The organism is Halomonas sp. G11 (assembly GCF_001663515.1).
Classification (GTDB): Bacteria; Pseudomonadota; Gammaproteobacteria; order Pseudomonadales; family Halomonadaceae; genus Vreelandella.
This window is the reverse complement of sequence record NZ_LYXG01000022.1, coordinates 1-22,950: the sequence shown is the minus strand read 5'-3', so window position 1 is coordinate 22,950 and position 22,950 is coordinate 1. Positions and strand designations below refer to the sequence as shown.

Sequence of the window (22,950 nt, the reverse complement as noted above, 5' to 3'; positions counted from 1 at the left end):
TTCCATGAATTTGAGGACAGTGACGCAGGCGCTCACCGGCTGGTGTTTGCCGACGACCCGCAGGTACTGACCCATCTCGGCGAGCGCAGCTACCACAGCCGCGCGGGTGGCACTGCACCCACACGTCATGTGCGCAAACTCAGCCACACCGCCCGGGTGGGAAGTTCGTCCGCCACGCTGAAAGACTACAGCTTTAAAAATCCCGCCTATGCGCAGCTCCACGACCACCTGGGCCGGGACGTCGAGCAGCACGGCCAGCAAGTGGACTACGAACACTACGACTACCCTGGCCGCTACAAGCAGGACGCCTCCGGCGAGCCCTTTACCCGTATCCGCCTGGAACAGCTGCGCCGGGAAGCGATCACCGCCAGTGCCGAAAGCGACCTGCCCGAACTGGCTCCCGGTGTGCGTTTCACCCTGACCGACCACGACACCGACAGCCTCAACCGCGACTGGCAGGCCATCAGTGTTCTTCACCACGGCGAACAGCCCCAGGCGCTGGAAGAGGATGGCATGATTGTCGGTAAAGAGTCTCAGGGCGATGCCAACGGTATGACCCGCTACCACAATCAGGTCACGCTGATCCCCGGTGATGCCCCCTGGCGAGCAACCCCGAATCCCAAACCCCGCGTCGATGGACCCCAGGTCGCCTTTGTGGTCGGCCCGGAAGGGGAGGAGATCCACTGCGACGAGCACGGCCGGGTCAAGGTCCAGTTCCCCTGGGACCGCTACGCCGAACCCAATGAGACGGCCAACTGCTGGGTGCGGGTTGCCCAGGGCTGGGCTGGCGGTGGTTACGGCAGCATTGCCATTCCGCGTATTGGTCATGAGGTGATTGTTTCGTTTCTGGAAGGCGACCCGGATCAGCCGTTGGTCACCGGGCGTACTTATCACGCCGTCAACACCGCGCCGTACCCATTGCCGGAACACAAGACCCGCACGGTGCTGCGCACCCAAAGCCACAAGGCCGAGGGCTTCAACGAACTGCGCTTCGAAGACCAGGCCGGCGAAGAGCAGATCTGGCTCCACGCCCAGAAAGACCTGGAGCTGCTGACGCTCAACGACCGCACCGAAGAGATCCGCCGCGACAGCCACCTCAAGGTCCACAACGATCGCATCAGCGAGATCGATAACGACGATCACCACACGGTGCATAACAATCGCCATACGAAGGTAGACGGCGACGACCACCTGATTATCGACGGCACCCGCCATGAAAAGGTTGGCCGAGCACACCTGCTGGAAGCAGGACAGGAAGTGCATCAAAAATCAGGCAGCAAAACGGTGATCGATGCTGGCGCAGAGATCACCCTCGAGGCCGGGGGTAGCTTCCTGAAAATCGACCCCAGCGGCGTCACCATTGTCGGCGCCCAGGTCAAGATCAACTCTGGGGGCAGCTCTGGTGCTGGGAGTGGACAGGCGGTAATCGATGCCTTGTTACCAGGACATGTAGCAACCGAGCGGCACGAACGCATTGCCCCCTTACAACAAGATCAGCTAATGACAGCGGCCTTGCAAGGCGCTGCGGTGGTTGAGGTATGCCAACGGCTGAAGGACGGCAATAACGATAATGTGCATCGCTGCGCCCTGGGAGATGAATGCCCATGTCGCTAAGCACGCCCCCGTTATCGGTCTTCTATTTGATCGACTTGGCACTCTATCCACAGCTGCTGCGGCAAATGTTCGAAATAGACGAACGCCCTGTCTACGAGCGGCTGTATTTGCAAACGGCTTACGCCCAGCATGCGCAACAAGGGCCAATCTTGATCAGCTTTTCCAATGATCGTGCTCATGTTATCGCTGCCAACTGGGTGGCGCAGGGCGCCTCTATCGAACTGCATAGCGATGCAAGCCTGCCAGAAGTCGCCGCGCATTACCGGCAATTAACCCATGTAGAGCGACCAACGGGGCCTCCTGCCCTGTTTCGTTATGCCGATTCACGACTATATGCCGGGTTGGCCAGTGTGTTGACCGAGGGAGAAACGCACGCACTGCTGGGCCCGATCGCCGCCATGAAGGGTGTTGTCAACGGTGAGGCATGGCGGCTTGACTCTCCTGCGCCTGATGAGGAACCGCTGGGTACGTTCAGGCTGACCGTTGACCACGAGCAGGCCTTGCAATGCGCGCGTGATCAAGCGTTCTGCAGACAGTTGGCCAGTGACTATGGCGTTGCGTATGCGCTAGTGCAGCAATGGTTGCAACAAATGAAGGCGCTATCTCTCTCGGCAGAATATGCGTGTTGGGAAGGTTGCCAGCTACTTGCCGCATCAGACTATCCTGCGCCGCTCTCGCCAAACCACATTGAACAACTGAAGGCACACAAGGGATCCCGGCAGGCCGTGCTGGATGAGTTACAGACGTTAGTCAGTGCGCAAGCCCCTCTACCGGATGGAGCCCCCGATGACTGAAACGCTCTCGCCCCCGCGATTACAGCCCAGCCGAACAAGCCTGTCGGGCGTCACGATGCCTGCCCACTGCAGCGTGGGCGTTACCGTATTGATTGTGCATCGCGATACGTTGGGACGTTGTCTACCTGAAGGCACGTTGGTCAGTTTAAAAGATTCTGCGGGCAAGACCATCGGCGCGACCATTGACGCCGAGGGCGTTAGCCGCCATGAAGGGGCAGCGCCTAACAAGGTCGCCTGGCAACTAGTGGATGCCCATGGTCTGCATTTGGTAGCGGTCAACGATGAGCCGCTGGATCCATGCCGAGCAGCGGCGGCGCCGCCTGAAGTCGATATTGCCATAGATGAAACAACCATTCAGGCTACCTATCTGCCCCCGCCTATTAGTCTCAATCTGCGCGATGAAATGACATCGCCCGAGGCCGATTTATTAACTGAAGAACAACTGGAACAACTGCGTTTGGCGGGCAATAACGCCACGCTGTTTCTACATGGCTACAACGTGCCGCTAGGTCAGTACGGTACTTTTGTTTCCTGGGAGAAGCGCACCGATATCAATGCTGAACCGTTATTAACCACTGCCCACACGGCCAGTAGCGCCACCATTCTTCAAGATATAGACAAGGTAGATATCCAAGTACCTGTCACGAGAGGGAGGATAGCCAACAATCTCTATCATACGCCGACCGAAAATGGGTCGGATGAATACCGTGAGGCGTATTGTAACGGCAGTGGTGCCTACAACTGGTTCGTTCACATGGAGCATCAACTCAACCGTGCTGCGGGGATGACCGAAGAAGACTGGCGCCCCTATACACGCATGGTGGGAATCGCATGGTTGGGCGATACGGGCAGTGTCGACTTCTTCCAGGCCGAACTCAATGCGATGGCTGCCGGGCGGCGGTTGGTCGCCTTGCTTGAACAACTTGATGAAGCAGGCATTGCCATCAATATCATTAGCCACTCGCTGGGTGCGCGCGTGGTACTCACGGCCCTCAATCTGCTCGGTGAACAGGCGCGTCATCAATGGATCGACAACGTGTATTTATGGGAACCGGCGGTTGCCGATAACGCGCTGGTCAATGATGTCTCTCAGGATAGTCACCCCTTGGGTATGGGTGTTTTCCCCGACGCCCACAAGGCGGTGCGCAAGGTGGTGGTGTTGCACTCTGAAGAGGATGGCATTCTCGGACCGCCGCCTGAGGACGCACGTTCCTTTTGGCAGCAGGTAACGGAAGTCACCAGCCCCGCTTTGCGGGGCGCACGTTGGGTGCAAGATATCTTCAGCGCCGACGATATGCTGGATGAACTCATCGGTTCGGCGGGAGGCGCCTACGGCAAAAAGTGGTGGATTTCCCCCTCCGGTCTATCAACGCCCCTCATCCGTTACTACAGCGATAAAGCCCCGGCCGATACGGTGAGTCCGCCTGTGCCTCAGCCCATGCCGGTCGGCCCTGACCCTTATGGCGAGGACCGCGCTGCACGGGCTTGGCAGGAATTCAGAGAGATGGCGATTGAGGAAGCGCGTGCCGCAATCGCCAGCGCCGACCCCTTACCTACTTATGACCTGTTGGCACCCCTGGCCCACCATGCCGTGGTGAGCGAAGAGCAGGCCGCCGCCTATATCGATACCCTGCAGTGGCTGGTGGGCATGAATTGGCGAGCAGGAAAAGCTCCACGTGCAGCGTTGGGGAGTGTCGGGTTTGGTGAGGTGAGTAAAGAGAATGATCTAATCAGAGAAAAACTAGCAAATAAAACTTTTGATTTCGTCAATCAAACGCTCTGGTTATTCGATCATTCGGGAATGAAAATTCCTAGCGATGAAGTTTTTGAGAAGAGCTATCAAGAAGGGATTGTTAATCGGATCAAGGAGGCATCGCGTTTTGGTCGCTATGAATAAGCAAAAACTTATCCTTCTTTTATTAGGCGTGGTTATTGTAATAGCTATGGCCTTTTACGGGGGGCGTGCGTTTACTAGCCTGGAGCCGGTTACCTCGCTAAGTGTCTCTAGCGATGGCCGCTATGTGATCTCTGCCCACGAAGATGGCGCGTTAGTGCTATGGGATATAGACGCCCAGCAGCGTGAGAAACTGGCGGATAACGCCAATCTTTATAGTGCTTATTTTATCCCCGGAGGTGACGTTTTTCTGTGGCAGGATCAGGACGATGTGGTACATGTGCAGCGCGTTGATGAGGAAGTGGTTGAGGAGTTTAAGCACTTCCCGACCTATGGGCATGTGATGTCTGCCGATAGACAGCACTACCTTTCCAGCAACCAGACCTGGAACATATACCATGGGCATGGCGATGAATTACAGCCCGTTCTGCTCGATAGCAAAAGCCCGAGCTTTACTGGTACCGGGCAAGTCTTGAACCTTTCGATGGGCGGCGACTTCTTCGTTTCCGGTGGCTCGGGAAGTCCGGGTGGCGAGCTCGAAGACTCCCCGCCAGTGCGGGATGAGGACGATTTCCGTTTTTCCTCTAGCTATGGTGGGGTGACCTTATGGGGTATTGATACTTTGGAACCCGTGGCTAAATTGCCGGGCAACTCATCCAAAACCTATGCCACCATTAGTCCGGACGGGCAGTGGGTGGTCAGTGGTGACGAGAATACCATCGGGCTTTTCTGGAATACGGATAAGCCTCAAAAGCGGCATCGAATGGCTGACTATGATGGGGGTATTTACCTTGAAGATACGCCGTTTGAAGAAGGTGATTCTAGAAACTGGGATACCAGTGAGCTGATTCCTGTTCCTGAAGCGGAAAAGCCAAATGATCGAGGTTTCCGCTATTCTTTGGCCACTCCAACGACCATTGCGATTGCTTTTATCAATGGCAGCGAGGAGTTTCTGCGTATTGGATACAGCCAGTATCGTAGTGATGGCTCCAGTCAAACCTATGCTGCGCTGTTCGAGGCAGGCAACCCCTGGCCCCAGGCGTATCTTGATTTAGGCACGGATCCTTTTCCCTCAGTCAATAACTACTCCCGCAACCTGAGTATCGACTCCGCGCCTGATGCCAACCTGCTGGTCACCGGTCATGCCTTTGATGGTGGTATCACCGTGTACCGTTATGACCCTGAAGAGCGCACGTTAGCGAAGGAGTGGGTGGGGCGGTGATGCTGGAAAGCGTTACACGCCGACACCGCGGGCTGCCGTTTTTCATAGTGCAGGGAAATCATTCAAGGTGATGCCACCAGCACTAGTTCGTGCTTGCATCGAATGCTATTGGGCGCTTATCTGGGTGAAGTGCGCTGGTTTAATCCGAGTAGCGACCACCCCAAGGAGCCCATATGAAGATGCCGTCCAATGCCTTTAAACGACAGCTGCAGGCTGGCCAGCCCCAAACGGGAATCTGGGTGGGATTGGCGAGTGCCTATGCGGCAGAGATAGCGGCTACGGCGGGCTTTGACTGGCTGTTGCTTGACGCCGAGCATACGCCCAATGAGCTATCGAGCCTGCTAGCCCAACTGCAGGCGCTGGCGGCCTATGGCAGCCATCCCGTCGTGCGTCCGCCTACTGGCGACGCGGTGTTGATCAAGCGCTATCTGGATATCGGCGTTCAGAACCTGCTGATACCCATGGTAGAAACGGCAGAGCAGGCCGCTGAGCTGGTGGCCGCTACGCGTTACCCACCCCGCGGTATTCGCGGGGTGGGCCATGTGCTGGCGCGGGCTTCGCGTTGGGGGCAGGTGGATGATTACCTCTCCCGCGCCGATGACGAAATATGCCTGATGCTGCAGGTGGAAAGCCCCCAGGCACTTGCGAATCTGGAGGCGATTGCGGCAGTCGATGGTGTGGACGGCGTGTTTATTGGTCCGGCAGATTTATCGGCCTCGATGGGCCACCTTGGCGACGCCAGCCACCCGGAAGTGACAGCGGCGATTAACAATGCCATCGCCAAGATACGCGCCGCAGGCAAGGCCGCGGGTATTGTGACGGTGGATGAGCAGGCCGCTCGCGGTTATCTCGCAGCGGGCTGCACCTTCGTCGGGGTCGGCATCGATACGCTGCTTTACGCAGACGCTCTGCGCGGACTGGCGGAGCGATTCAAAAACTAGTATTTGTCTACCCGGGGCTACTCCCCGGCAGGCAAAATCCTCCCTGGGTTCATCAACCCCTTGGGGTCGAACAGGGCTTTAACGCTGTGGACCAACTCCCGCTCAAGTGGCGATAAGCGCGCCAGATAGGGCGCTTGCTTGGTACGGCCAATGCCGTGTTCGGCGCTGATGCTGCCATGGAAGTCGTCGAGCACCTCAAACAACCGTTCCTCCAGATCATGGAGGTGGGCTTTTTTATCGCTTTCCGCCATCGCCCTGGGCGGCAGGATATTGAAGTGCAGGTTGCCGTCGCCGATATGCCCGTAGGCAATGATCTCGCACTCGGGTGAAGCGGCCATCACTGTTTCGCTCGCCTGGGTAACGAAGTCGGGAAGTGCCGAGATGGGCACGGAAATATCGGTGCGCAGGTGCTCACCGCGCCGTCGCTGGCCTTCAAGCATGCTCTCGCGGAACTGCCAAAGCTGGGCGGATTGGGTATCGCTTGATGCCAAGGCGCCATCAAGTACCCACTCCCGCTCCATGCCTGCTTCAAGCAGCTGTTCCAGCATTGAGCCTAAATCGACCGGGCCTGTGGCCGCTACTTCCATCAGTACGTACCAGGGATAGGCGCTTTCCAGCGGGTCGCGCAGCTCAGGTGTGGCTTCGATGGCCAACTCGATGCACCGGCGGGGTATCAGTTCAAAGGCGTTCAGCAGGTCGCAACAGTCGCGGCGTGCCAGACCGTACAGATCGATCACCGCCTGTACCGACGGCAGACCGAGCAGCGCGGTGCGGTTCTGGGTAAGGCGTGGGGAGAGTTTAAGTACCGCGCCGGTGACGATGCCCAGCGTGCCCTCGCTGCCCAGAAACAGCTGTTGAAGGTCGTAACCGCGGTTGTCCTTATGTAGTGCGTCAAGGCCTTCCCAGACGCGGCCGTCGGGGAGCACCACTTCAAGCCCCAGCACCAGCTCGCGCATCATGCCGTAGCGCAGGACGTTAAGCCCGCCGGCATTGGTGGCGATATTCCCCCCAATCTGACAGCTACCCTGGGCGCCCAGTGATAGCGGGAAGTCGCAGTCATGTTCCGCGGCGGCAAGTTTGACGTTCTCGAGAATGCAGCCTGCGTCCACGGTGATGGTGAAGTTGACCGGGTCAATGGCGCGCACGCGATTCAAACGCTCCAGGCTGATGACCAGTTCCTGGCCGTTTGCGGCAGGTAGTGCCCCGGCCACCAGGCCGCTGTGGCCACCCTGGGGCGTCATTGCAATGTCGTGTTCATAGCAGCGCCTGACCACCTCGGCGACTTGCTCGGTAGTCGCCGGGCGGGCAACGGCAAGCGGTGTACCAAGCGTGTCCCCCGCCCAATCGCTGACATAGCGCGCTATATCATTGGGGTGACGTAATACACCGCTATCGCCAAGCAGTGCTTTGAGTTCGTCAAGAAAGTCGTCGTTCGTCATTGCCATCTGTCGACTCTTTGATGATAGGGATGTTAGGCCAGATGACGCATCAGTTCGCGAATGCCATAGGTCCAGGGTGGCAACTGGTCGCTTCTGCCCACCGGGTTGACCAAAGCGCCCAGATCCGGAGTGGCGATGGTGACGCGGTCGCCAAGGTGATGGGTAAAGCCCTGACCTTCACCGTCGCGGTCCTGAATCGGCGAGAACATGGTGCCCAGAAACAGCATGAAGCCATCGGGGTATTGGTGATGGTCGCCGATGGTCTGGCTGACCAGATCCAGCGGGTCGCGGCTGATTTCGCGCATATCGCTTTCGCCCTGGAGCAGGAAGTCGTCGTCCTCACCCTCGATACGCAGCGATACCTGGCAGTTGCGCACGCTGTCGATATCGAAGTGGTCGTCAAACAGGCGAATAAAGGGGCCCAATGAGCAGGAGGCGTTATTATCTTTTGCCTTGCCGAGCAGCAGGGCACTGCGCCCTTCCACGTCACGCAGATTGACGTCGTTACCCAGGGTGGCGCCGCGCACCTGGCCGCGGCTATCCACGGCCAGGACAATTTCCGGCTCGGGGTTATTCCACTGGGAGGCCGGATGCAGGCCTACCGTCGTGCCAAAGCCCACCGAGGAAAGCGGCTGCGCTTTGGTAAACACCTCGGCATCGGGCCCGATGCCGACTTCCATGTATTGCGACCAGCCGCCACGTGCCTGGAGCGCTTTTTTAAGCGACATCGCCTCCTCGGAACCTGGCTTGATCTTGGAAAGGTCCTTGCCGATGAGTGCCTGTAAGTCGCTGCGCAACTCGGCCGCCCTGGCCGAATCGCCGCCCGCCTGCTCCTCGATCACCCGCTCCAGCAGGCTGACAGCAAAGGTCACGCCGCACGCCTTGACGGCCTGCACGTCGCAGGGGGCGAGCAGATAAGGCGCTTGCGGCGAAGACAGCTGAGAGTTGGTGAGTAGCGTATCAAGGCTACCCAGGCTCGGCCCTTCCGCTTTACGCACGACGTCCAGTAAGTCGTCACGTTCCAACAGGTCGGCCATGGTCGGGCCCAACGGGGTAATATCGATGACCTGGTTATCGCGCACCGCGACCAGTGCGGGCCCAGGGCGTGAACCTTCCTGCCATACACGGCCAACTAACAAGGCTTTTTCCAGGTCAGTCGGCAGGAGTTCGTGTGAACTTATCATGGTTTGCATGCCTTATTATCCATATAGAGTCTCAGTTATCAGTTACCGCTAACGGCCGTCAGGTCAGGCAACCAGGTCACAATGCCGGGGAAAGCGATCAGGATGACCAGCACCACCAGCAGGGTGGCGTAGTAGGGCAGCATGGCCTTGACGAGCTGCTCCATGGAGACCTTGCCGACACCGCAACCGACGTAAAGGCAGGTGCCTACCGGGGGGGTCAAAAGGCCGATGCCGAGGATAAATGCCATCAGTACGCCGAAGTACACCGGGTCGATGCCAACGGACTCGACAATGGGGGTGAGCATCGGCGCCATGATGACCATCGCGGGGGTCAGGTCCATGACAAACCCCACCAGCAGCAGCAAGCCGGCAACGATCAACAACAGCAGGAAGGGGTCCTGAGTGATCGCCTGCACCTGGGTGACCAGCGTTTGTGGCACCATATTGATGGTTAAAAACCAGGCAATGACGGTGGCGAAGGCCAGCAATAGCAGGACCATACCGGTCAAGCGGGCAGTGCGGATCAGCATGCCCCAGAGCGCCGTAATCTTGAATTCGCGGTAGACCACCAGCGATATGAACAGCGAGTAAAGCAGGGCGGCAACGGCCGCCTCGGTGGCGGTGAAGATACCGCCGATGATGCCGCCGATGACGAGCACTGGCAGTACCAGCGCCAGCCATGCGGCTTTGAAGGCTTGCCATAACACATCAAAACGGAATTTACGGGTCTGCCCTGCGTAACCGATGGTGGCCATGATGAAGGTGGTCGTCATGAGCCCGAAACCGATCAGTATCCCCGGCACAATGCCAGCGATGAACAGGCGGCTGATCGATGTCTCGGTAACAATGCCAAACAAAATCAGCGGAATAGACGGTGGAATAATGATGCCGATGACCGACGAGACGGTGTTGATGGCGGTGGCCTGTGGCGCTGTGTACCCCTGCTTGGTCATCGAGGGGATCATCATCGCCCCGGTGGCGGCGGTATCGGCGACGGCCGAGCCACTAATGCCACCGAAGAACATCGAGCCGGTGATCGCCACCTGACCCAGGCCGCCGCGCACGAAACCCACCAGGGCACCGGCCAGCTCCATGAGGCGACGGGCGATGCCGCCATTGCTCATGACTTCACCGACCATGATAAAGAACGGAATGGCCAGCAGGGGAAAACTGTTCACGCCACGAATCGACTGCTCGATCATGATCGAGAGCGGTATATCAGAGAGCACCGCCATCACCACGGCGGCGATGCCCAAGCCAAAGGCAATCGGCAGGCCCAAAGCTAACGAAACAAACAGGATGCCGAGAAAAATCCATAGCATGGTTTAGCAGCCTCCACCGGCGTTCGGCGTTGCGTTGGGGGAACGTATTTGTTGGATGCTCTTCCAGGCGCGCCAGATTGAAACTGCACCAATAAAGCAAGCGCACAGCACGAATGAGACGTTAACGAGATTCCAGGGCACATTCAGGATGGCCGTTTGACCGGATGCACGCGACATCACCAGAAAGCCACCCCAGATGATGACACCCATCAAGACAATGATAATGACGTGCTGGAGCAGATACAGCATATGGGCAGCGCGCGGCTGTAGCCGACGAACCAGGATATCCACGGCGATGTGCTCAAAGCGCGCAAAGGCCGCCGCCGCGCCGATGAAAATCAGCCAGATGAACAGCATACGGGCCAGCTCATCGGCCCAGGGCACGGAATTGTTGAACACGGCGCGACCCACCACATTGACCGATACCGAGACGATTAACGCTAACAGCAATGCCGCAATCACATGCTCCATGGCCAGCGTCAGCCAGCGAAACAACGCGGGCCCCTGGCGCTGCTCGGGGTCGATTTCCAACGGTTGGCGCTGGGGGTCGTCGAGAAAGGCCGCCGTATCTGGAATTTGCGTATCGGGGAAGTCCATAAGCTCTCCGCAGAGGCGAATAACGACAAGACAAGGGGCCAGTGCCCCTTGTCTTGGCTAACAGAGCGAAAGTAACGCGACGCTTATTCCGTCATGGACGATTCGGCGATCTGCTGGAATTCCTCTACCAGGTCTTCGCCGATGCGGGGTGCCCACTCTTCATAAACGGGCTGTACCGCTTCCTGGAAGGCGGCAATTTGCTCGTCATCCAGGCGGGTGATCTTCATGCCGCGTTCTTCAAGCTGATTACGCGACCAGTCGTCGTACTCGGCGGAAAGCTGGATTTCGTAATCGGCTGCTTTCAGCGCGGCTTCTTGAATAAGCGCTTGATACTCAGGATCTAAATCGTCCCAAGTGCGTTCGGAAATCATCTTGATAAAAGGCGTGTAGACGTGGCGGGTTTCCGAACCGAATTCCTGAACCTCGTAGAAGTTGGAAGTCAGGATAGTGCTCCAGGGGTTTTCCTGGCCGTCAACAACGCCCTGTTCCATGGCCGAGAACAGCTCCCCAAAGGCCATGGGCGTGGGGTTGGCGCCCAGCGCTTCCCAGATATCCAGATGTACCGGATTTTCCATGGTGCGAATGGCCAAACCGCGAACGTCCAGGCCTGCGACATCTTCTGGCGAGGAGACTTCCCGGGCGCTATTGGATAGCTGGCGGAAGCCATTTTCAGAGAACGCGAGGGCTTTGATGCCGGTGCCGTCAAAGGCATCGAGCATCTCCTGGGCGGCTTCGCTGCGCATCGCCGCAACAGCTGCTTCCCGGGTAGGCAGCAAGAAGGGCAGGTCAAATACCGCCAGTTCCTCGACGTAGCTCGTTGCAGGTGATGAAGAGGGATAGGTCATATCCAGCGTGCCGGTTTGCAGCATTTCCATCATCTGCACGTCGTCACCGAGCTGGCTGTTGGGGAAGACGTTAACCGTAATGCGACCGTCGCTACGCTGCTCAAGAATATCGGCGAAGTACTCGCTGGAGATGTACTGGGGCGAGCTTTCGGCCAAGCCAAGCCCCATGCGTAAGGTAACGCTGCCGTGGTCACCCACCTTCTCGCCATCAATCTCGGGCGGGTCGGAAAGATCAGGCGTTTGCGCGTAAGCCATGCCTGAACTGAGCAGCGTGGCACCGGTCATTAACAGGGTGCGTTTCCAAAGATAATGCATTGTTACTCTCCTGGCGTGCCGCAGAACGCTTCACTGAGGGTATTTTGCGAGCGAACTGCAGCGTGGTGTCTGTTGTAGTTGTATGTCAGCGGCGTGGCCTCTGATAGGTAAGCACCGCAATCCCTAGGATAATGTCTAACGTTTCTACTGTATGTTCAACATATACTTTTGTATGTGTCGACCCGAAAGCGAAGAAGGCGTACCTTGCTTACTAACTTTCAATATTCACTCTAGGCGTGGAGCGACACCATGGCCAATTTTCAACGCATAACTCCAGAGCAGTTGCGGTCACGTTACTGGTTCGACAACCCTGATCATCCCGGCACCACGGCGCTGTGCATCGAGCGCTACCTCAATTACGGCATTACGCTGGATGAGTTGACCAGCGGCAAGCCGATTATCGGTATTTGTCAGTCGGGGTCCGATTTGACCCCCTGCAATCGTCATCATATTGAGCTGGTCAAGCGGGTCAAAGACGGTATTCGCGCGGCCGGGGGGGTGCCGTTCGAATTCCCCATGCATCCTATCCACGAGAATGTCCGGCGGCCCACCGCTGCGCTGGATCGTAATCTCGCCTACTTAGGCATCGTGGAGGTGTTGCATGGCTACCCGTTGGACGGCGTGGTATTGACCACCGGCTGTGATAAAACCACCCCGGCGGCATTGATGGCGGCGGCGACGGTGAATATTCCGGCCATTGTGCTGTCCGGTGGGCCGATGCTGAATGGCTGGCGCGGTGCCGAGCGGGTCGGTTCGGGCACGATTATCTGGGAGCTTCGCAAGCGCCTGGCGGCAGGGGATATCGACTACGCCGAGTTTCTTTCCCGGGCCAGCGACTCGGCGCCTTCAATTGGCCACTGCAATACCATGGGCACCGCCTCCACCATGAACTCCATGGCTGAGGTGCTGGGCATGAGCCTGCCAGGCTCTGCGGTCATTCCTGCGCCTTACAAGGAGCGTGCCATGGTGTCCTACGATACCGGCACGCGAATCGTCGATATGGTCTGGGAGGATGTCAGGCCGCTGGATATCCTGACCCGGGAAGCGTTTGAGAACGCCATCGTGGCGTGTTCGGCGTTGGGCGGTTCTTCAAACGCGCCGGTGCACATTAATGCCATTGCCCGTCATGCGGGCATTGAACTGGATAACGATGATTGGCAGCGGCTGGGCCATGAGATTCCACTGCTGGCCAACGTCATGCCGGCGGGTGCCTTCCTGTGCGAAGAGTTCCACCGTGCCGGGGGCGTTCCGGCGATCCTCCATGAGCTACATACCGCCGGTAAGCTGCACGGCGATGCGCTGACGGTCAATGGCCGCTCCATTGGCGATAATCTGGAAGGCCGTGAAACCCGTGATGCCGATGTGATTTGTCGCTATGCCGACCCGCTTGTCGAGCACGCAGGCTTCCTCAATCTCAAGGGCAATCTATTCGACTCGGCGTTGATGAAGACCAGCGTGATCTCCTGGGATTTCCGCGAACGCTTCCTGAATGACCCCAGCGACCCCGATGCCTTTGAAGGTAAGGTGGTGGTATTCGATGGCTCCGAGGATTATCACGCGCGTATTGATGATCCTGCGCTCAACATCGACGCGCGCACCATCCTGGTGATGCGTGGCGCAGGTCCCGTCGGCCACCCCGGTGGTGCCGAAGTGGTCAATATGCAGCCGCCGGAAGCGCTGATCAAACAGGGTATCGAGTCCCTGCCATGCCTCGGCGATGGCCGCCAGTCGGGCACTTCCGGTTCGCCATCGATTCTCAATGCCTCCCCGGAAGCGGCTACCGGCGGCGGCTTGGCACTGCTGGAAAGCGGCGACCGGCTGCGGGTCGATCTCAAGCGCGGCGAAGTGAAGCTGTTGATTGATGCCGGTGAACTGGAAGCGCGCCGCGAGCGCTTGGCCCAGCAGGGGGGGTATCGCTACCCCGGCCACCAGACGCCCTGGCAAGAAATTCAACGCAGCATGGTGGAGCCGCTGGATCGCGGTATGACGCTGGAGACAGCAAGCAAGTATCGCGATGTGGCCCGCCAGCATCCGCCCAGGGATAATCATTAGAGGGGCGGTCACTAAAGGAGCTAGCACTAAAAGGACAAGCACCATAATGAGCCATTTGAGTACCTTGTCGCATCGTCAGCAGGGCCTGCTGTTGACCGCGGGTGGCGCAATCATCATGGCGCCGGACGCCCTGCTGATCAAAGTGGCCGACCTGCCCGATGCAGAAATTTTGATGTGGCGTGGCTTTCTTTCAGGGTTGGGGTTTCTGCTGATCGCCCTGATGCGCTACGGGCGAGGCACCCTGGCAGCGTACCGGCGCTGTGGCTGGACGGGCATCGCGGTTGCGCTGCTGTTCAGCCTGACCACCTGCGGTTTCGTGCTGGGCAACCAGTACACGAAAGCGGGCAACGTACTGATGATACTGGCCAGTTCACCGTTGATGGCGGCCGTACTCTCCTGGATTATCCTCAAGGAGCGTCTGCCCAGACGTACCTGGCTGGCAATTTTTATTTGCATGCTGGGTATTGCGATGATCGCCCTCGATGACGCGGGCGCTGGCTCCTGGTTGGGTAATGCTTTCGCCTTGATGGCGGCGACAACCCTGGCGATCAACTTCACCCTCTGCCGGACGCGCCCGGGGGTGGATATGAGCCCCATGCTGGTGTTCAACGGTATTGTTGTAGGTAGTGTCGCCGGCCTGTTTTGGCTGGCGGGGAGCGAACCGGCCCTGCCAGCCGCCAACCAGCTAGCCGTGGTGATCCTGCTCTGTCTGATAATTGTGCCTTGCGGGGTGACGCTGTTGCAGCGTGGGCCGCTGTATCTCCCGTCCGCTGAAGTCGGTTTGCTGTTACTTCTGGAAGTAGTGATAGGCACGCTGCTGGCCTGGTGGATTCTGGCCGAACAGCCAGCGCCGATGGCCATGGTTGGCGGCGTTCTGGTACTGGGTACATTGAGTGCTAAAGGCCTCTATGAACGGCGGCTGGAGCTGAGACAGCGAGCCGGGCTTGATGCCATTTCAGTGACAGTCGACCGTTCAAATACGTTATGATTGACAGGAATTGAAACAGGGGCCTACCGCATTGACTTCATCTTTAAGGAAACCCGCCGCTCGCCCCAGTATCGCCGAACATCTCGCCGAGGAGATTTTTGGAGGACGTTATCATCCTGGCGATTTTGTACCCCGTGAACTGGATCTATGCGAGCGCTTCGCGATCAATCGCTCAGCGGTGCGCAGCGACCTGCGCCAGTTGGTGGATGCGGGCATTATCGAGCGTATCTCCGGCCATGGTTCCAAGGTACGTGAATACTCGGAGTGGCATATTCTGGATGCCCAGGTGACCGACTGGTTGACCCGCTATGCGGCGCCCAACCCGGATATTCAGCGCGAAATTCTCGCCTTTCGTCTGGACGTTGAACCCTATGTGGCAATGACCGCCGCCAAGCGTGCCAAGGCGCGGGATCTGCTTGCCATCGAGGAAGCCTTCGAAGGCCTGGGGCAGAACCTGCGCAATGCGACTTGCGAAGAAGAGCGACGGCTGCATAGCGAATGCGATATCGCCTTTCACGAAGCGATTTTCAGGGCGACCCACAATATCGTCTGGGCGCAGCTATCGCATATCCTGCGGCCCTCCATCTATATGCTGATATCCATGTCCAACGAGAGTGCCTCCGACCCTGAAGAGAGCCTGGAGCGCCATCGACATCTCATGGAGAGCATTCGGTTGCGCCGACCCCGTGAGGCTTTTTTAGCTTCCCAAGCGGTGTTGGCGGGGACCGCGGAGGCGCTGGGGCTTGAACATAGCGCCAGCTCATTAGGGCGCTCTGTTGAGCTGCTCCATACCGCACACTGACCCTCCGATCGCTGTTCTATAGTGAGCATTTCAATTGAGGTAAGCGTATGTCTGACTTCACCCTTGGCCTGGTTGGCGTGGGCAAGATCGTCCGCGACCAGCACCTGCCGGCGATAGCCGCCACCCCGAATTGCCAGCTTGTCGCCACGGCGGATCCTTATGCTTCATTGCCGGATTTACCTGGCTATCAAGGCCTGGAAGCGATGCTGGATGCCCATCCAGACATCGACGCCGTGGCGATCTGCACGCCAACCCACCTGCGTTACTCCCAGGCGCGGGCGGCGCTCTTGCGCGGCAAGCACGTGCTGCTGGAAAAGCCGCCAGGGGCAACGCTAAGCGAAGTGGAGGACCTGATTGCCACCGCTTCCCGGCAGGGCGTTAGCCTGTTTGCCGCCTGGCATTCGCGGTTTGCCCCCGGCGTGGCTCAGGCCCGGCAGTGGTTGAGTGAGCGTCATGTGCAGCGGGTAGAGATCGAATGGAAGGAAGACGTGCGGGTATGGCACCCAGGCCAGGCGTGGATATGGGAGGTCGGTGGCATGGGCGTATTTGACCCGGGTATTAACGCGCTGTCGATTGCCACCGCTATTTTGCCGCAGCCATTTTTCCTGCAAAAAGCACGGCTGCAGGTACCCAGTAATGCGCAAACCCCCATTGCAGCGGAGCTCTCCTTCACCGATCCAGAAGGCGCGGCGATTGAGGCTGATTTTGACTTTCGTCAGCCCGGCCCGCCCACCTGGGATATGCATATCGACAGTGATGGAAGCCGCCTGAGCCTTACTCAGGGCGGATGCCGTTTAGTGATTGACGGCGACGTTCTCATCGACGCTGAAGAGCGCGAATATCAAGGCCTCTATGCCCGGTTTGGCGAGTTGATCGCAAAAAAACGCAGCGAGGTGGATATTGCCCCGCTGCGCCAGGTCGCCGATGCGTTTCTATACGGTCATCGTGAAACCACCGACGCCTTTATCGAGTAACGTCTCAAGTGACGCTCGTTTATTCACGCTTGCCATCGACCAGGCGTGAGACGCCATAGGGGTTGCCGTCACGGAGCGCCTCGGGCAGTAACCCTTCCGGCAACGCCTGGTAGCACACCGGGCGCAGGAAGCGGAAAATCGCCGCGCTGCCTACTGAGGTGGTGCGGGAGTCCGACGTCGCCGGATAAGGGCCGCCGTGCACCATGGCGTGGCATACTTCCACCCCGGTTGGCCAGCCGTTGGCCAGAATCCGGCCCGCCTTGCGCTCCAGGGTGGGCAGCAGTTGCTTGGCGGTCGCCAGGTCGCCGTCATCCATGTGTAGCGTAATGGTGAGCTGTCCTTCGACCTGGGAAGCGACCCGCTGCATTTCGTCGATGTCGGCGCATTCAATGACCAGCGAGCTGGCACCGAATACTTCGGCTTGCAGAGCCTCATCCGCCAGGAAGTCGGTCGCACTAGCGACAAATAGCCCGCTTTGGCAAGCATTCGGGCCTTCGCCAGCCTGACCACGGGCGACGTTGCGAACGTTGGGATGATTAGCCAGGGCACCGATGCCATCGTTGTAGGCACCATGAACGCCCGGTGTGAGCATGGTCTGGGCGGCACTCCCTTTGACGCCTTTGCCAGCGCTATCGATGAAGGTATCAAGATCGGCACCCTTCACCCCGATCACCAGGCCAGGGTTGGTGCAGAACTGACCGGCGCCCATGTTGAGGGAACCGACGAAGCCTTCGGCGATGGCGTTGGCGCGTGCCTTGAGCGCTTCCGGCAGCAGGAACACCGGGTTGATGGAGCTCATCTCGGCATAGACCGGGATCGGCTGAGGCCGCGCCTGGGCGGTGGCCATTAAAGCCGTACCGCCACTGCGTGAGCCGGTGAAGCCCACCGCCTGAATGCGCGGGTCGGCGACCAGCGCCTGACCAATCTCCTTGCCGGAACCAAACAGCAGCGAAAAGACGCCTTCAGGCAGGTTGCACTTGGCGACGGCGCGCTGAATGGCGCGGCCGACCAACTCGGAGGTGCCGGGGTGGGCGGAGTGGCCCTTGACCACGACCGGGCAGCCAGCGGCCAATGCCGAGGCAGTGTCGCCACCGGCCACACTAAAGGCCAGCGGGAAGTTGCTGGCGCCAAACACGGCTACCGGGCCAAGGCCAATATGCCGCTGGCGCAGGTCGACACGCGGCATCGGTTCGCGGTCGGGCAGCGCGGGGTCAATGCGCACATCGAGCCACTCGCCAGCCCGTACCACGTTGGCGAACAAGCGTAGCTGGCCGCAGGTGCGGCCACGTTCGCCCTGCAGGCGCGCTTCAGGGAGGCCGGTTTCGGCGACGCCACGCTCGGTCAGTTCTTCGCCGATTGCCTCGATCTCGCTGGCGATGGTCTCCAGGAACACGGCGCGGTCTTCAAGCGAGGTTTCGCGGTAAGTGGCGTACGCCGCTTCGGCAAGTTCACACGCCTGCTCGACTTCCGCTTTGCCACCGCCGGGGTAGACGGGGTCCAGGGCCTTGCCGGTGGCGGGATTGACGGCTTGAATGTCCGCCTGTTTACCGCTGATGGCCTGCTGGCCAATAAGTAGTTTGCCTTCCAGAGTCATACAACCTCCTGCTGGTGTGAAAATCAGTTGTTAAAGCGGTTTCACGCTGATGGCTGGTGCGTCTGCTTCAACCCGTAGCGGGTTGCGCAGGGCGCGGCCAAATTCATGGATATTGATCTCAAAGCGATCGCCTTCGCGCACCTTGATGCCGTCGGCGAAGCTCAGCGTTGCGGTGCCGAAAAAGTGCACATGCACATCGCCGGGGCGGCGGAAACCCGGGTATTTAAAGTGGTGATACTCCAGGTTGGCCAAGCTGTGGGCCATATTGGCCTCGCCGGTTAAAAAGGGTTTGTCCCACACGGTTTCGCCACTGCGCTGGATACGGCTGGTGCCCTCCAGGTGCGCGGGCAGCTCGCCAATCAACAGCTCGGGCCCAAAACTGCAGGCGCGTAGCTTGGAGTGGGCCAGCCACAGGTAGTTGAAGCGCTCCGTGACGTGGTCTGAGAACTCGTTACCCAAAGCATAGCCGACTCGCCAGGGTTGGCCATCGTTGCCAATCACGTAAAGGCCTGCCAGCTCGGGCTCCTCGCCCGCATCTTCAGCAAAGGCGGGGGAGGGGATCGCTGCTTCCGGGGCCACCACGCACTGGCCATCGCCCTTGTAGAACCACTCCGGCTGCGCGCCTGGCTGGCCTGCGTCGGGTTTTCCGCCTTCCACGCCCAGCTTGAACATGCGCATGGAGTCGGTCATATCTTCTTCCGCGGCCTGAGCTTTAGCGTGCATCGCCGAGCGGGTATCGGCACTGCCCAGGTGAGTGAGGCCAGTGCCGGTCACCAGGCAGTGCGCCGGGTCGCTATGCGTCAGCGGTGGCAGCAGGCGCTTATCGTCGACCAGCGCCTGGTAATCAAGGCGGGTGTCGGTCAGCGCTTCCGTCACTATCTCGCTGAGCGGCTTACCGGCGCTAATCGCCCGGTTGGCCAGGGTGTAGGTGTCGCCGTCGAGCAGTCTGACCTGCTCGTCGCTCTCGACCAGCGCGGCGCGAACCTGGCCCTGGTGGTCACACTGAATTATTCGCATGGCGTTCTCCTCATGCAGGTGGCGGTTATCATAGTGGCCAAATGGCCAGTTGCGGCCACATCAATAGCGCCGCGAGTATGCACAGCTGAATAGCCATAAAGGGTAGTACAGACAGGTAGATATCCTTCAGGCTGATATCCGGCGGTGCCACGCTTTTAAGGTAGAAGGCGGCGGGCCCGAAGGGCGGTGACAGAAACGACACCTGCATATTGACGGCGAACAGAATACCGAACCAGATCGGGTCGAAACCCAGTTGAGTGACGATGGGCAGAAAGATCGGCAGGGCCAGCATGGCGATCCCGATCCAGTCGAGAAATAGCCCGAGTACCAGCATGATAGCCATCATCACCAGGATGATCACAATCGGCGCGACGTCGAGCCCGAGTATCAAACTCGACACAAAGCGGTTGCCCCCCATCAGGTTGTAAACACCTACCAGGGCGGCGGCACCGATGCCGATCCAGATGATCATGCCGCAGGTGTTCATGGTCTGGCCGAGGCTATGATGCAGCATGCTGGGGGTGAACTCGCCGCGCACCATGGTGGCGAGCAGTACGCCGAAAACGCCCATGGCTGCCGCTTCGGTGACCGAGGCGATGCCGCCGTAGATAGTGCCCAGCACGAGAAAGGCAATTAGCCCTGGAAGCAGAATGGCTTTGACGGCATCCAGTTTACTGGCGAAAGGATTGTCCTGGGTGTCCTTATCCAATGGCGGACCCAGCGCGGGATTTCTCAGGCAGCGCACCAGCACATAGGCGATATAGGAGCCCATCAGGATGATGGCTGGCGTAACGGCCGCGGCGAACAGGTCGGCAATCGATACACTGGCGATCAGCCCGTAGATAATCAACACGATGGACGGTGGCATCATGGTGCCCAGGGCGCCACCGGCGCATACCACGCCAATGGAGAGTCGCTTGTCATAGCCCAGGCGCAGCATCTGCGGTAGCGCCAGAATCCCCAGCAGGACGATCTCCCCGCCGATAATGCCCGAAAGGGCGGCCAGGAAGAAGGCCACCACGATGGTCTGCACCGCGACCCCGCCCGGCAGACGACCGGCAAAAACGCGCATGGCGTTGAACAGATCCTTGGCGATGCCGGATCGGTCCAGGAGTGACGCCATCAACACGAACATGGGCACTGCCACCAGCGAATACTCGGTGATAAACCCATAGACGCGGCTGGTGACCAGCGGCAGCGCCGCCTCGCCGAACCAGCCAAAGGTAAAGGCCATGGCCACCAGGCCGGTGATAAACGCCAATGGAAGACCGGTAACCAGCAGCGCGAAAATAGCCCCCACCATGAGGATCGTTGCGGTTGAAATATCCATCAGCGCGTCTCCTCGGTGCCGGTACGGGGCTTCGCCTTAAGCGATTGCCATAGATGCAGCAAGGCCTGCAGTGTCATCAGTGTCAGAGCAAAGAAAATCATGCCCTTGACCATGGCAGGAAAGGGCGGATTCCAGGAGGTGCCGGAGCGTTCCAGCGACCATTCGCCGAGCGGGTTATGCGTTGCACCCCAGAACATGTAAAAAGCGGCGTAGCTCATCGACATGCAAAAAATCAGCGTCAGCAGGTCATTAAAGCGATCCATCCAGCACTTTAATGTTGGCCCTGCGCTGTCGTAGAGCACCTTGACGCGAATATGACTATTGCGCGCCATGGCTGCTGGGCCGCCCAGCACGAAAATAACGGCGATCAGGAAGACCACGGTTTCGTGTACCCAGGAGGTGGGATTGTTAAAACCGTAGCGCATGAAAACTTCCACGACGCTAATGCCCATCGCCACCAGCACCAGCCAGGAAATCGCCCTGCCACCACGTACGATCAGGCGGTCAAGCGCGTTACGTTCGGGGGAGATCTCCTCCACCGTTTCGAGGATCTCGGGAAGATCGTGAGTGGGAGGAGAGCGGTATTGATTGTCAGGTGTTTTTTGAGACATGGCGCGACTCTACGCACATCGCTCGGGTCGATGAATTCCCCGAGCGATGCGATGGTTAGTTAAATGACGCTGAGTTAAAGCAGATTGCGCGAGCGCAAAAAGGCGGTGGCGGAGTCGTAGATCTTTTGGGTCATTTCATTCTCGCCGGCCCACTCTTGCCACTCCTGCTCTGCCGCGGTACGGAACTTCTGACGCTCTTCTTCCGGCAGGTTGAAGGGGTGTACGTCAGGGTCCTCCTGAAGCCGTTGCAGCGTCTCGATATCCTGCTCCTTGAGGCGGGCAATCAGGTCATAGGCCATGCCGTCAAAGGCCGTTTGCAACGTCGTCTGCAACTCTTCGGGGAGGCCATCCCAGATATCCTTATTGATCGACACGGCGATCATCGGCATGGAGTGAAAGCCTGGATACAGCGGATAAGGGGCGAAAGCGTGCAGGCCCATGGCGTCGTTATTCGAGAGTACCGTGGAGTCTGCGGCGTCGATCACGCCTTTCTCCAGCCCGGTATACACCTCGGAGCCCGGCAGGTTGACCGGCGTGGCACCGATGCGCTCAAAGATGTTGTACACCATGCCTTGCGGTGCACGGATCTTGAGGCCCTCGAAATCCTCGATCGATTCAATGGGAACAGTGGAAGGCACCGACTCTAACGGGAAGGTGGCGGCGGCTATCAGGTGGCTGCCATAGGGCTCGACCAGTTCGTTGTAGAGCTCTTCACCGCCGCCGTACTTCATGTATTCCAGGAAGTCATAGGGGTTCTGCCAGGCACCGACAAGGTTGCCGAGCATGCCGAAAGCGGGATCCTGGCCGGAGAAGTAGCTGGGGTCGGTCATATGACCCTGAAGGATACCCGAACTAACCGCGGTCAGCGTCTCGGTCGGCCCCACCACGGAGTTGATCGGCATTACCTCGATCTCAACCCGGCCGTCGGTCATTGTCGTGATCTTGTCGGCCCACTCCTGTTTGATCTTGAAACTGGGTTCGCCCGAGGTTTCTGACGCCTGAAATTTCCATTCGTATTCGGCTGCCTGAGCCGCCGAGAGACCCAACAGGAGCACTGAGCCGGTCAGTAGCGAGCTGTATTTCGTTTTGAGCATGGCTCGAATTCCTCACCTTTGTTGTTGTGAAGCGACTATTTGATAGTTCGTGCGAGGGTAATGTTGAACATTAAGAGCAATTGTTCAACATATACTTTTGTATGGTCGACCAGTATGGGTAGGTAGTTTAGGGTTTTGCACATTCGGCGCAGGCGCTCTCAGGTCTTCAGCCGTCACTGATTCAAAACAAGGAGTTAACCTCATGGTCAAACGTCACCGTCCGCTGCGTAGCGCAGAGTGGTTCGGCACTGCCGACAAGAACGGCTTCATGTACCGCAGCTGGATGAAGAATCAGGGCATTCCTGACCATGAGTTCCAGGG

General features: G+C 58.8%; 19 protein-coding genes and 1 pseudogene. 10 read left to right on the top strand and 10 right to left on the bottom strand.

Annotation, left to right across the window (positions count from 1 at the left end; translation table 11 throughout):
* From ADS46_RS10915 to hpaI, 5 genes are all read left to right on the top strand, one after another.
* A partial coding sequence (locus ADS46_RS10915) for a type VI secretion system Vgr family protein (RefSeq protein ID WP_066319969.1) occupies positions 1 to 1,614 on the top strand: 1,614 nt, incomplete at its 5' end.
* Complete coding sequence (locus ADS46_RS10910; RefSeq protein WP_066319966.1) at positions 1,599 to 2,408, top strand: DUF4123 domain-containing protein; 810 nt, start codon at positions 1,599 to 1,601, stop codon at positions 2,406 to 2,408. The genes ADS46_RS10915 and ADS46_RS10910, both read left to right, overlap by 16 nt.
* Entirely contained in the window at positions 2,401 to 4,305 is a 1,905-nt protein-coding gene (locus ADS46_RS10905; RefSeq protein WP_066319964.1) for an alpha/beta hydrolase, read from the top strand. The genes ADS46_RS10910 and ADS46_RS10905 overlap by 8 nt, the downstream gene beginning before the upstream one ends.
* Entirely contained in the window at positions 4,298 to 5,524 is a 1,227-nt protein-coding gene (locus ADS46_RS10900; RefSeq protein WP_199825222.1) for a WD40 repeat domain-containing protein, read from the top strand. Before ADS46_RS10905 ends, ADS46_RS10900 begins: the two co-directional genes overlap by 8 nt.
* A 173-nt stretch (positions 5,525 to 5,697) precedes the next feature.
* Complete coding sequence (gene hpaI / locus ADS46_RS10895) at positions 5,698 to 6,465, top strand: 4-hydroxy-2-oxoheptanedioate aldolase (protein WP_066319959.1); 768 nt, start codon at positions 5,698 to 5,700, stop codon at positions 6,463 to 6,465.
* Between the two features lie 17 nt (positions 6,466 to 6,482).
* Here hpaI and ADS46_RS10890 read toward each other — a convergent pair whose 3' ends face one another.
* From ADS46_RS10890 to ADS46_RS10870, 5 genes are all read right to left on the bottom strand, one after another.
* Positions 6,483 to 7,910 carry an FAD-binding oxidoreductase gene (locus ADS46_RS10890; RefSeq protein WP_420706127.1) on the bottom strand — a complete coding sequence of 476 codons (1,428 nt, stop codon included), beginning with the start codon at positions 7,908 to 7,910 and terminating at the stop codon, positions 6,483 to 6,485.
* Positions 7,911 to 7,936: 26 nt separating this feature from the next.
* On the bottom strand, positions 7,937 to 9,088 hold the full coding sequence (locus ADS46_RS10885; protein ID WP_420706126.1) for a fumarylacetoacetate hydrolase family protein: 1,152 nt from the start codon (positions 9,086 to 9,088) through the stop codon (positions 7,937 to 7,939).
* Positions 9,089 to 9,126: 38 nt separating this feature from the next.
* Complete coding sequence (locus ADS46_RS10880) at positions 9,127 to 10,410, bottom strand: TRAP transporter large permease (RefSeq protein ID WP_066319954.1); 1,284 nt, start codon at positions 10,408 to 10,410, stop codon at positions 9,127 to 9,129.
* Positions 10,411 to 10,413: 3 nt separating this feature from the next.
* Positions 10,414 to 11,007: a TRAP transporter small permease gene (locus ADS46_RS10875; protein WP_066319951.1), complete on the bottom strand. Its 594-nt coding sequence runs from the start codon at positions 11,005 to 11,007 to the stop codon at positions 10,414 to 10,416.
* A gap of 83 nt (positions 11,008 to 11,090) precedes the next feature.
* The gene (locus ADS46_RS10870) at positions 11,091 to 12,167 is read right to left on the bottom strand and encodes a TRAP transporter substrate-binding protein (RefSeq protein ID WP_066319949.1); all 1,077 of its coding nucleotides are present in this window, start codon (positions 12,165 to 12,167) and stop codon (positions 11,091 to 11,093) included.
* Between the two features lie 249 nt (positions 12,168 to 12,416).
* On the opposite strand from ADS46_RS10870, the gene ADS46_RS10865 reads away from it, so the two are divergent.
* From ADS46_RS10865 to ADS46_RS10850, 4 genes are read left to right on the top strand one after another with little or no spacing between them, the layout of a single operon-like run.
* Positions 12,417 to 14,219, top strand: a complete 1,803-nt coding sequence (locus tag ADS46_RS10865; protein ID WP_066319947.1) for an IlvD/Edd family dehydratase — start codon at positions 12,417 to 12,419, stop codon at positions 14,217 to 14,219.
* Between the two features lie 46 nt (positions 14,220 to 14,265).
* Positions 14,266 to 15,207, top strand: coding sequence for a DMT family transporter (locus ADS46_RS10860; RefSeq protein ID WP_066319945.1), 942 nt, complete (start codon positions 14,266 to 14,268; stop codon positions 15,205 to 15,207).
* A gap of 31 nt (positions 15,208 to 15,238) precedes the next feature.
* Positions 15,239 to 16,009, top strand: a complete 771-nt coding sequence (locus tag ADS46_RS10855; RefSeq protein WP_066319943.1) for a FadR/GntR family transcriptional regulator — start codon at positions 15,239 to 15,241, stop codon at positions 16,007 to 16,009.
* Between the two features lie 47 nt (positions 16,010 to 16,056).
* Complete coding sequence (locus ADS46_RS10850; protein WP_066319940.1) at positions 16,057 to 16,983, top strand: Gfo/Idh/MocA family protein; 927 nt, start codon at positions 16,057 to 16,059, stop codon at positions 16,981 to 16,983.
* A gap of 19 nt (positions 16,984 to 17,002) precedes the next feature.
* Here ADS46_RS10850 and ADS46_RS10845 read toward each other — a convergent pair whose 3' ends face one another.
* The 5 genes from ADS46_RS10845 to ADS46_RS10825 form a co-directional block, all read right to left on the bottom strand.
* Positions 17,003 to 18,577 carry an aldehyde dehydrogenase (NADP(+)) gene (locus tag ADS46_RS10845; protein WP_066319938.1) on the bottom strand — a complete coding sequence of 525 codons (1,575 nt, stop codon included), beginning with the start codon at positions 18,575 to 18,577 and terminating at the stop codon, positions 17,003 to 17,005.
* A 30-nt stretch (positions 18,578 to 18,607) separates the two neighbouring features.
* Positions 18,608 to 19,594, bottom strand: a complete 987-nt coding sequence (gene araD1 / locus ADS46_RS10840) for an AraD1 family protein (RefSeq protein ID WP_066319935.1) — start codon at positions 19,592 to 19,594, stop codon at positions 18,608 to 18,610.
* Positions 19,595 to 19,622: 28 nt separating this feature from the next.
* Positions 19,623 to 20,924, bottom strand: coding sequence for a TRAP transporter large permease (locus ADS46_RS10835; protein ID WP_066319934.1), 1,302 nt, complete (start codon positions 20,922 to 20,924; stop codon positions 19,623 to 19,625).
* A complete protein-coding gene (locus ADS46_RS10830; RefSeq protein ID WP_066319926.1) occupies positions 20,924 to 21,535 on the bottom strand; it encodes a TRAP transporter small permease subunit in 612 nt (203 codons plus the stop codon). The genes ADS46_RS10835 and ADS46_RS10830 overlap by 1 nt, the downstream gene beginning before the upstream one ends.
* A 74-nt stretch (positions 21,536 to 21,609) precedes the next feature.
* Complete coding sequence (locus ADS46_RS10825) at positions 21,610 to 22,629, bottom strand: TRAP transporter substrate-binding protein (RefSeq protein ID WP_066319924.1); 1,020 nt, start codon at positions 22,627 to 22,629, stop codon at positions 21,610 to 21,612.
* A gap of 202 nt (positions 22,630 to 22,831) precedes the next feature.
* On the opposite strand from ADS46_RS10825, the pseudogene ADS46_RS18755 reads away from it, so the two are divergent.
* Positions 22,832 to 22,950, top strand: a pseudogene (locus tag ADS46_RS18755) (dihydroxy-acid and 6-phosphogluconate dehydratase); the annotation flags it as partial.

What these genes read in the sequence shown, in the direction of transcription:
- ADS46_RS10910 (WP_066319966.1), top strand. Translation starts at nt 1,599, where the DNA reads ATGCCCATGTCGCTAAGCACGCCCCCGTTATCGGTCTTCTATTTGATC.
- ADS46_RS10905 (WP_066319964.1), top strand. Translation starts at nt 2,401, where the DNA reads ATGACTGAAACGCTCTCGCCCCCGCGATTACAGCCCAGCCGAACAAGC.
- ADS46_RS10900 (WP_199825222.1), top strand. Translation starts at nt 4,298, where the DNA reads ATGAATAAGCAAAAACTTATCCTTCTTTTATTAGGCGTGGTTATTGTA.
- hpaI (WP_066319959.1), top strand. Translation starts at nt 5,698, where the DNA reads ATGAAGATGCCGTCCAATGCCTTTAAACGACAGCTGCAGGCTGGCCAG.
- ADS46_RS10890 (WP_420706127.1), bottom strand. Translation starts at nt 7,910, where the DNA reads ATGGCAATGACGAACGACGACTTTCTTGACGAACTCAAAGCACTGCTT.
- ADS46_RS10885 (WP_420706126.1), bottom strand. Translation starts at nt 9,088, where the DNA reads ATGATAAGTTCACACGAACTCCTGCCGACTGACCTGGAAAAAGCCTTG.
- ADS46_RS10880 (WP_066319954.1), bottom strand. Translation starts at nt 10,410, where the DNA reads ATGCTATGGATTTTTCTCGGCATCCTGTTTGTTTCGTTAGCTTTGGGC.
- ADS46_RS10875 (WP_066319951.1), bottom strand. Translation starts at nt 11,007, where the DNA reads ATGGACTTCCCCGATACGCAAATTCCAGATACGGCGGCCTTTCTCGAC.
- ADS46_RS10870 (WP_066319949.1), bottom strand. Translation starts at nt 12,167, where the DNA reads ATGCATTATCTTTGGAAACGCACCCTGTTAATGACCGGTGCCACGCTG.
- ADS46_RS10865 (WP_066319947.1), top strand. Translation starts at nt 12,417, where the DNA reads ATGGCCAATTTTCAACGCATAACTCCAGAGCAGTTGCGGTCACGTTAC.
- ADS46_RS10860 (WP_066319945.1), top strand. Translation starts at nt 14,266, where the DNA reads ATGAGCCATTTGAGTACCTTGTCGCATCGTCAGCAGGGCCTGCTGTTG.
- ADS46_RS10850 (WP_066319940.1), top strand. Translation starts at nt 16,057, where the DNA reads ATGTCTGACTTCACCCTTGGCCTGGTTGGCGTGGGCAAGATCGTCCGC.
- ADS46_RS10845 (WP_066319938.1), bottom strand. Translation starts at nt 18,577, where the DNA reads ATGACTCTGGAAGGCAAACTACTTATTGGCCAGCAGGCCATCAGCGGT.
- araD1 (WP_066319935.1), bottom strand. Translation starts at nt 19,594, where the DNA reads ATGCGAATAATTCAGTGTGACCACCAGGGCCAGGTTCGCGCCGCGCTG.
- ADS46_RS10835 (WP_066319934.1), bottom strand. Translation starts at nt 20,924, where the DNA reads ATGGATATTTCAACCGCAACGATCCTCATGGTGGGGGCTATTTTCGCG.
- ADS46_RS10830 (WP_066319926.1), bottom strand. Translation starts at nt 21,535, where the DNA reads ATGTCTCAAAAAACACCTGACAATCAATACCGCTCTCCTCCCACTCAC.
- ADS46_RS10825 (WP_066319924.1), bottom strand. Translation starts at nt 22,629, where the DNA reads ATGCTCAAAACGAAATACAGCTCGCTACTGACCGGCTCAGTGCTCCTG.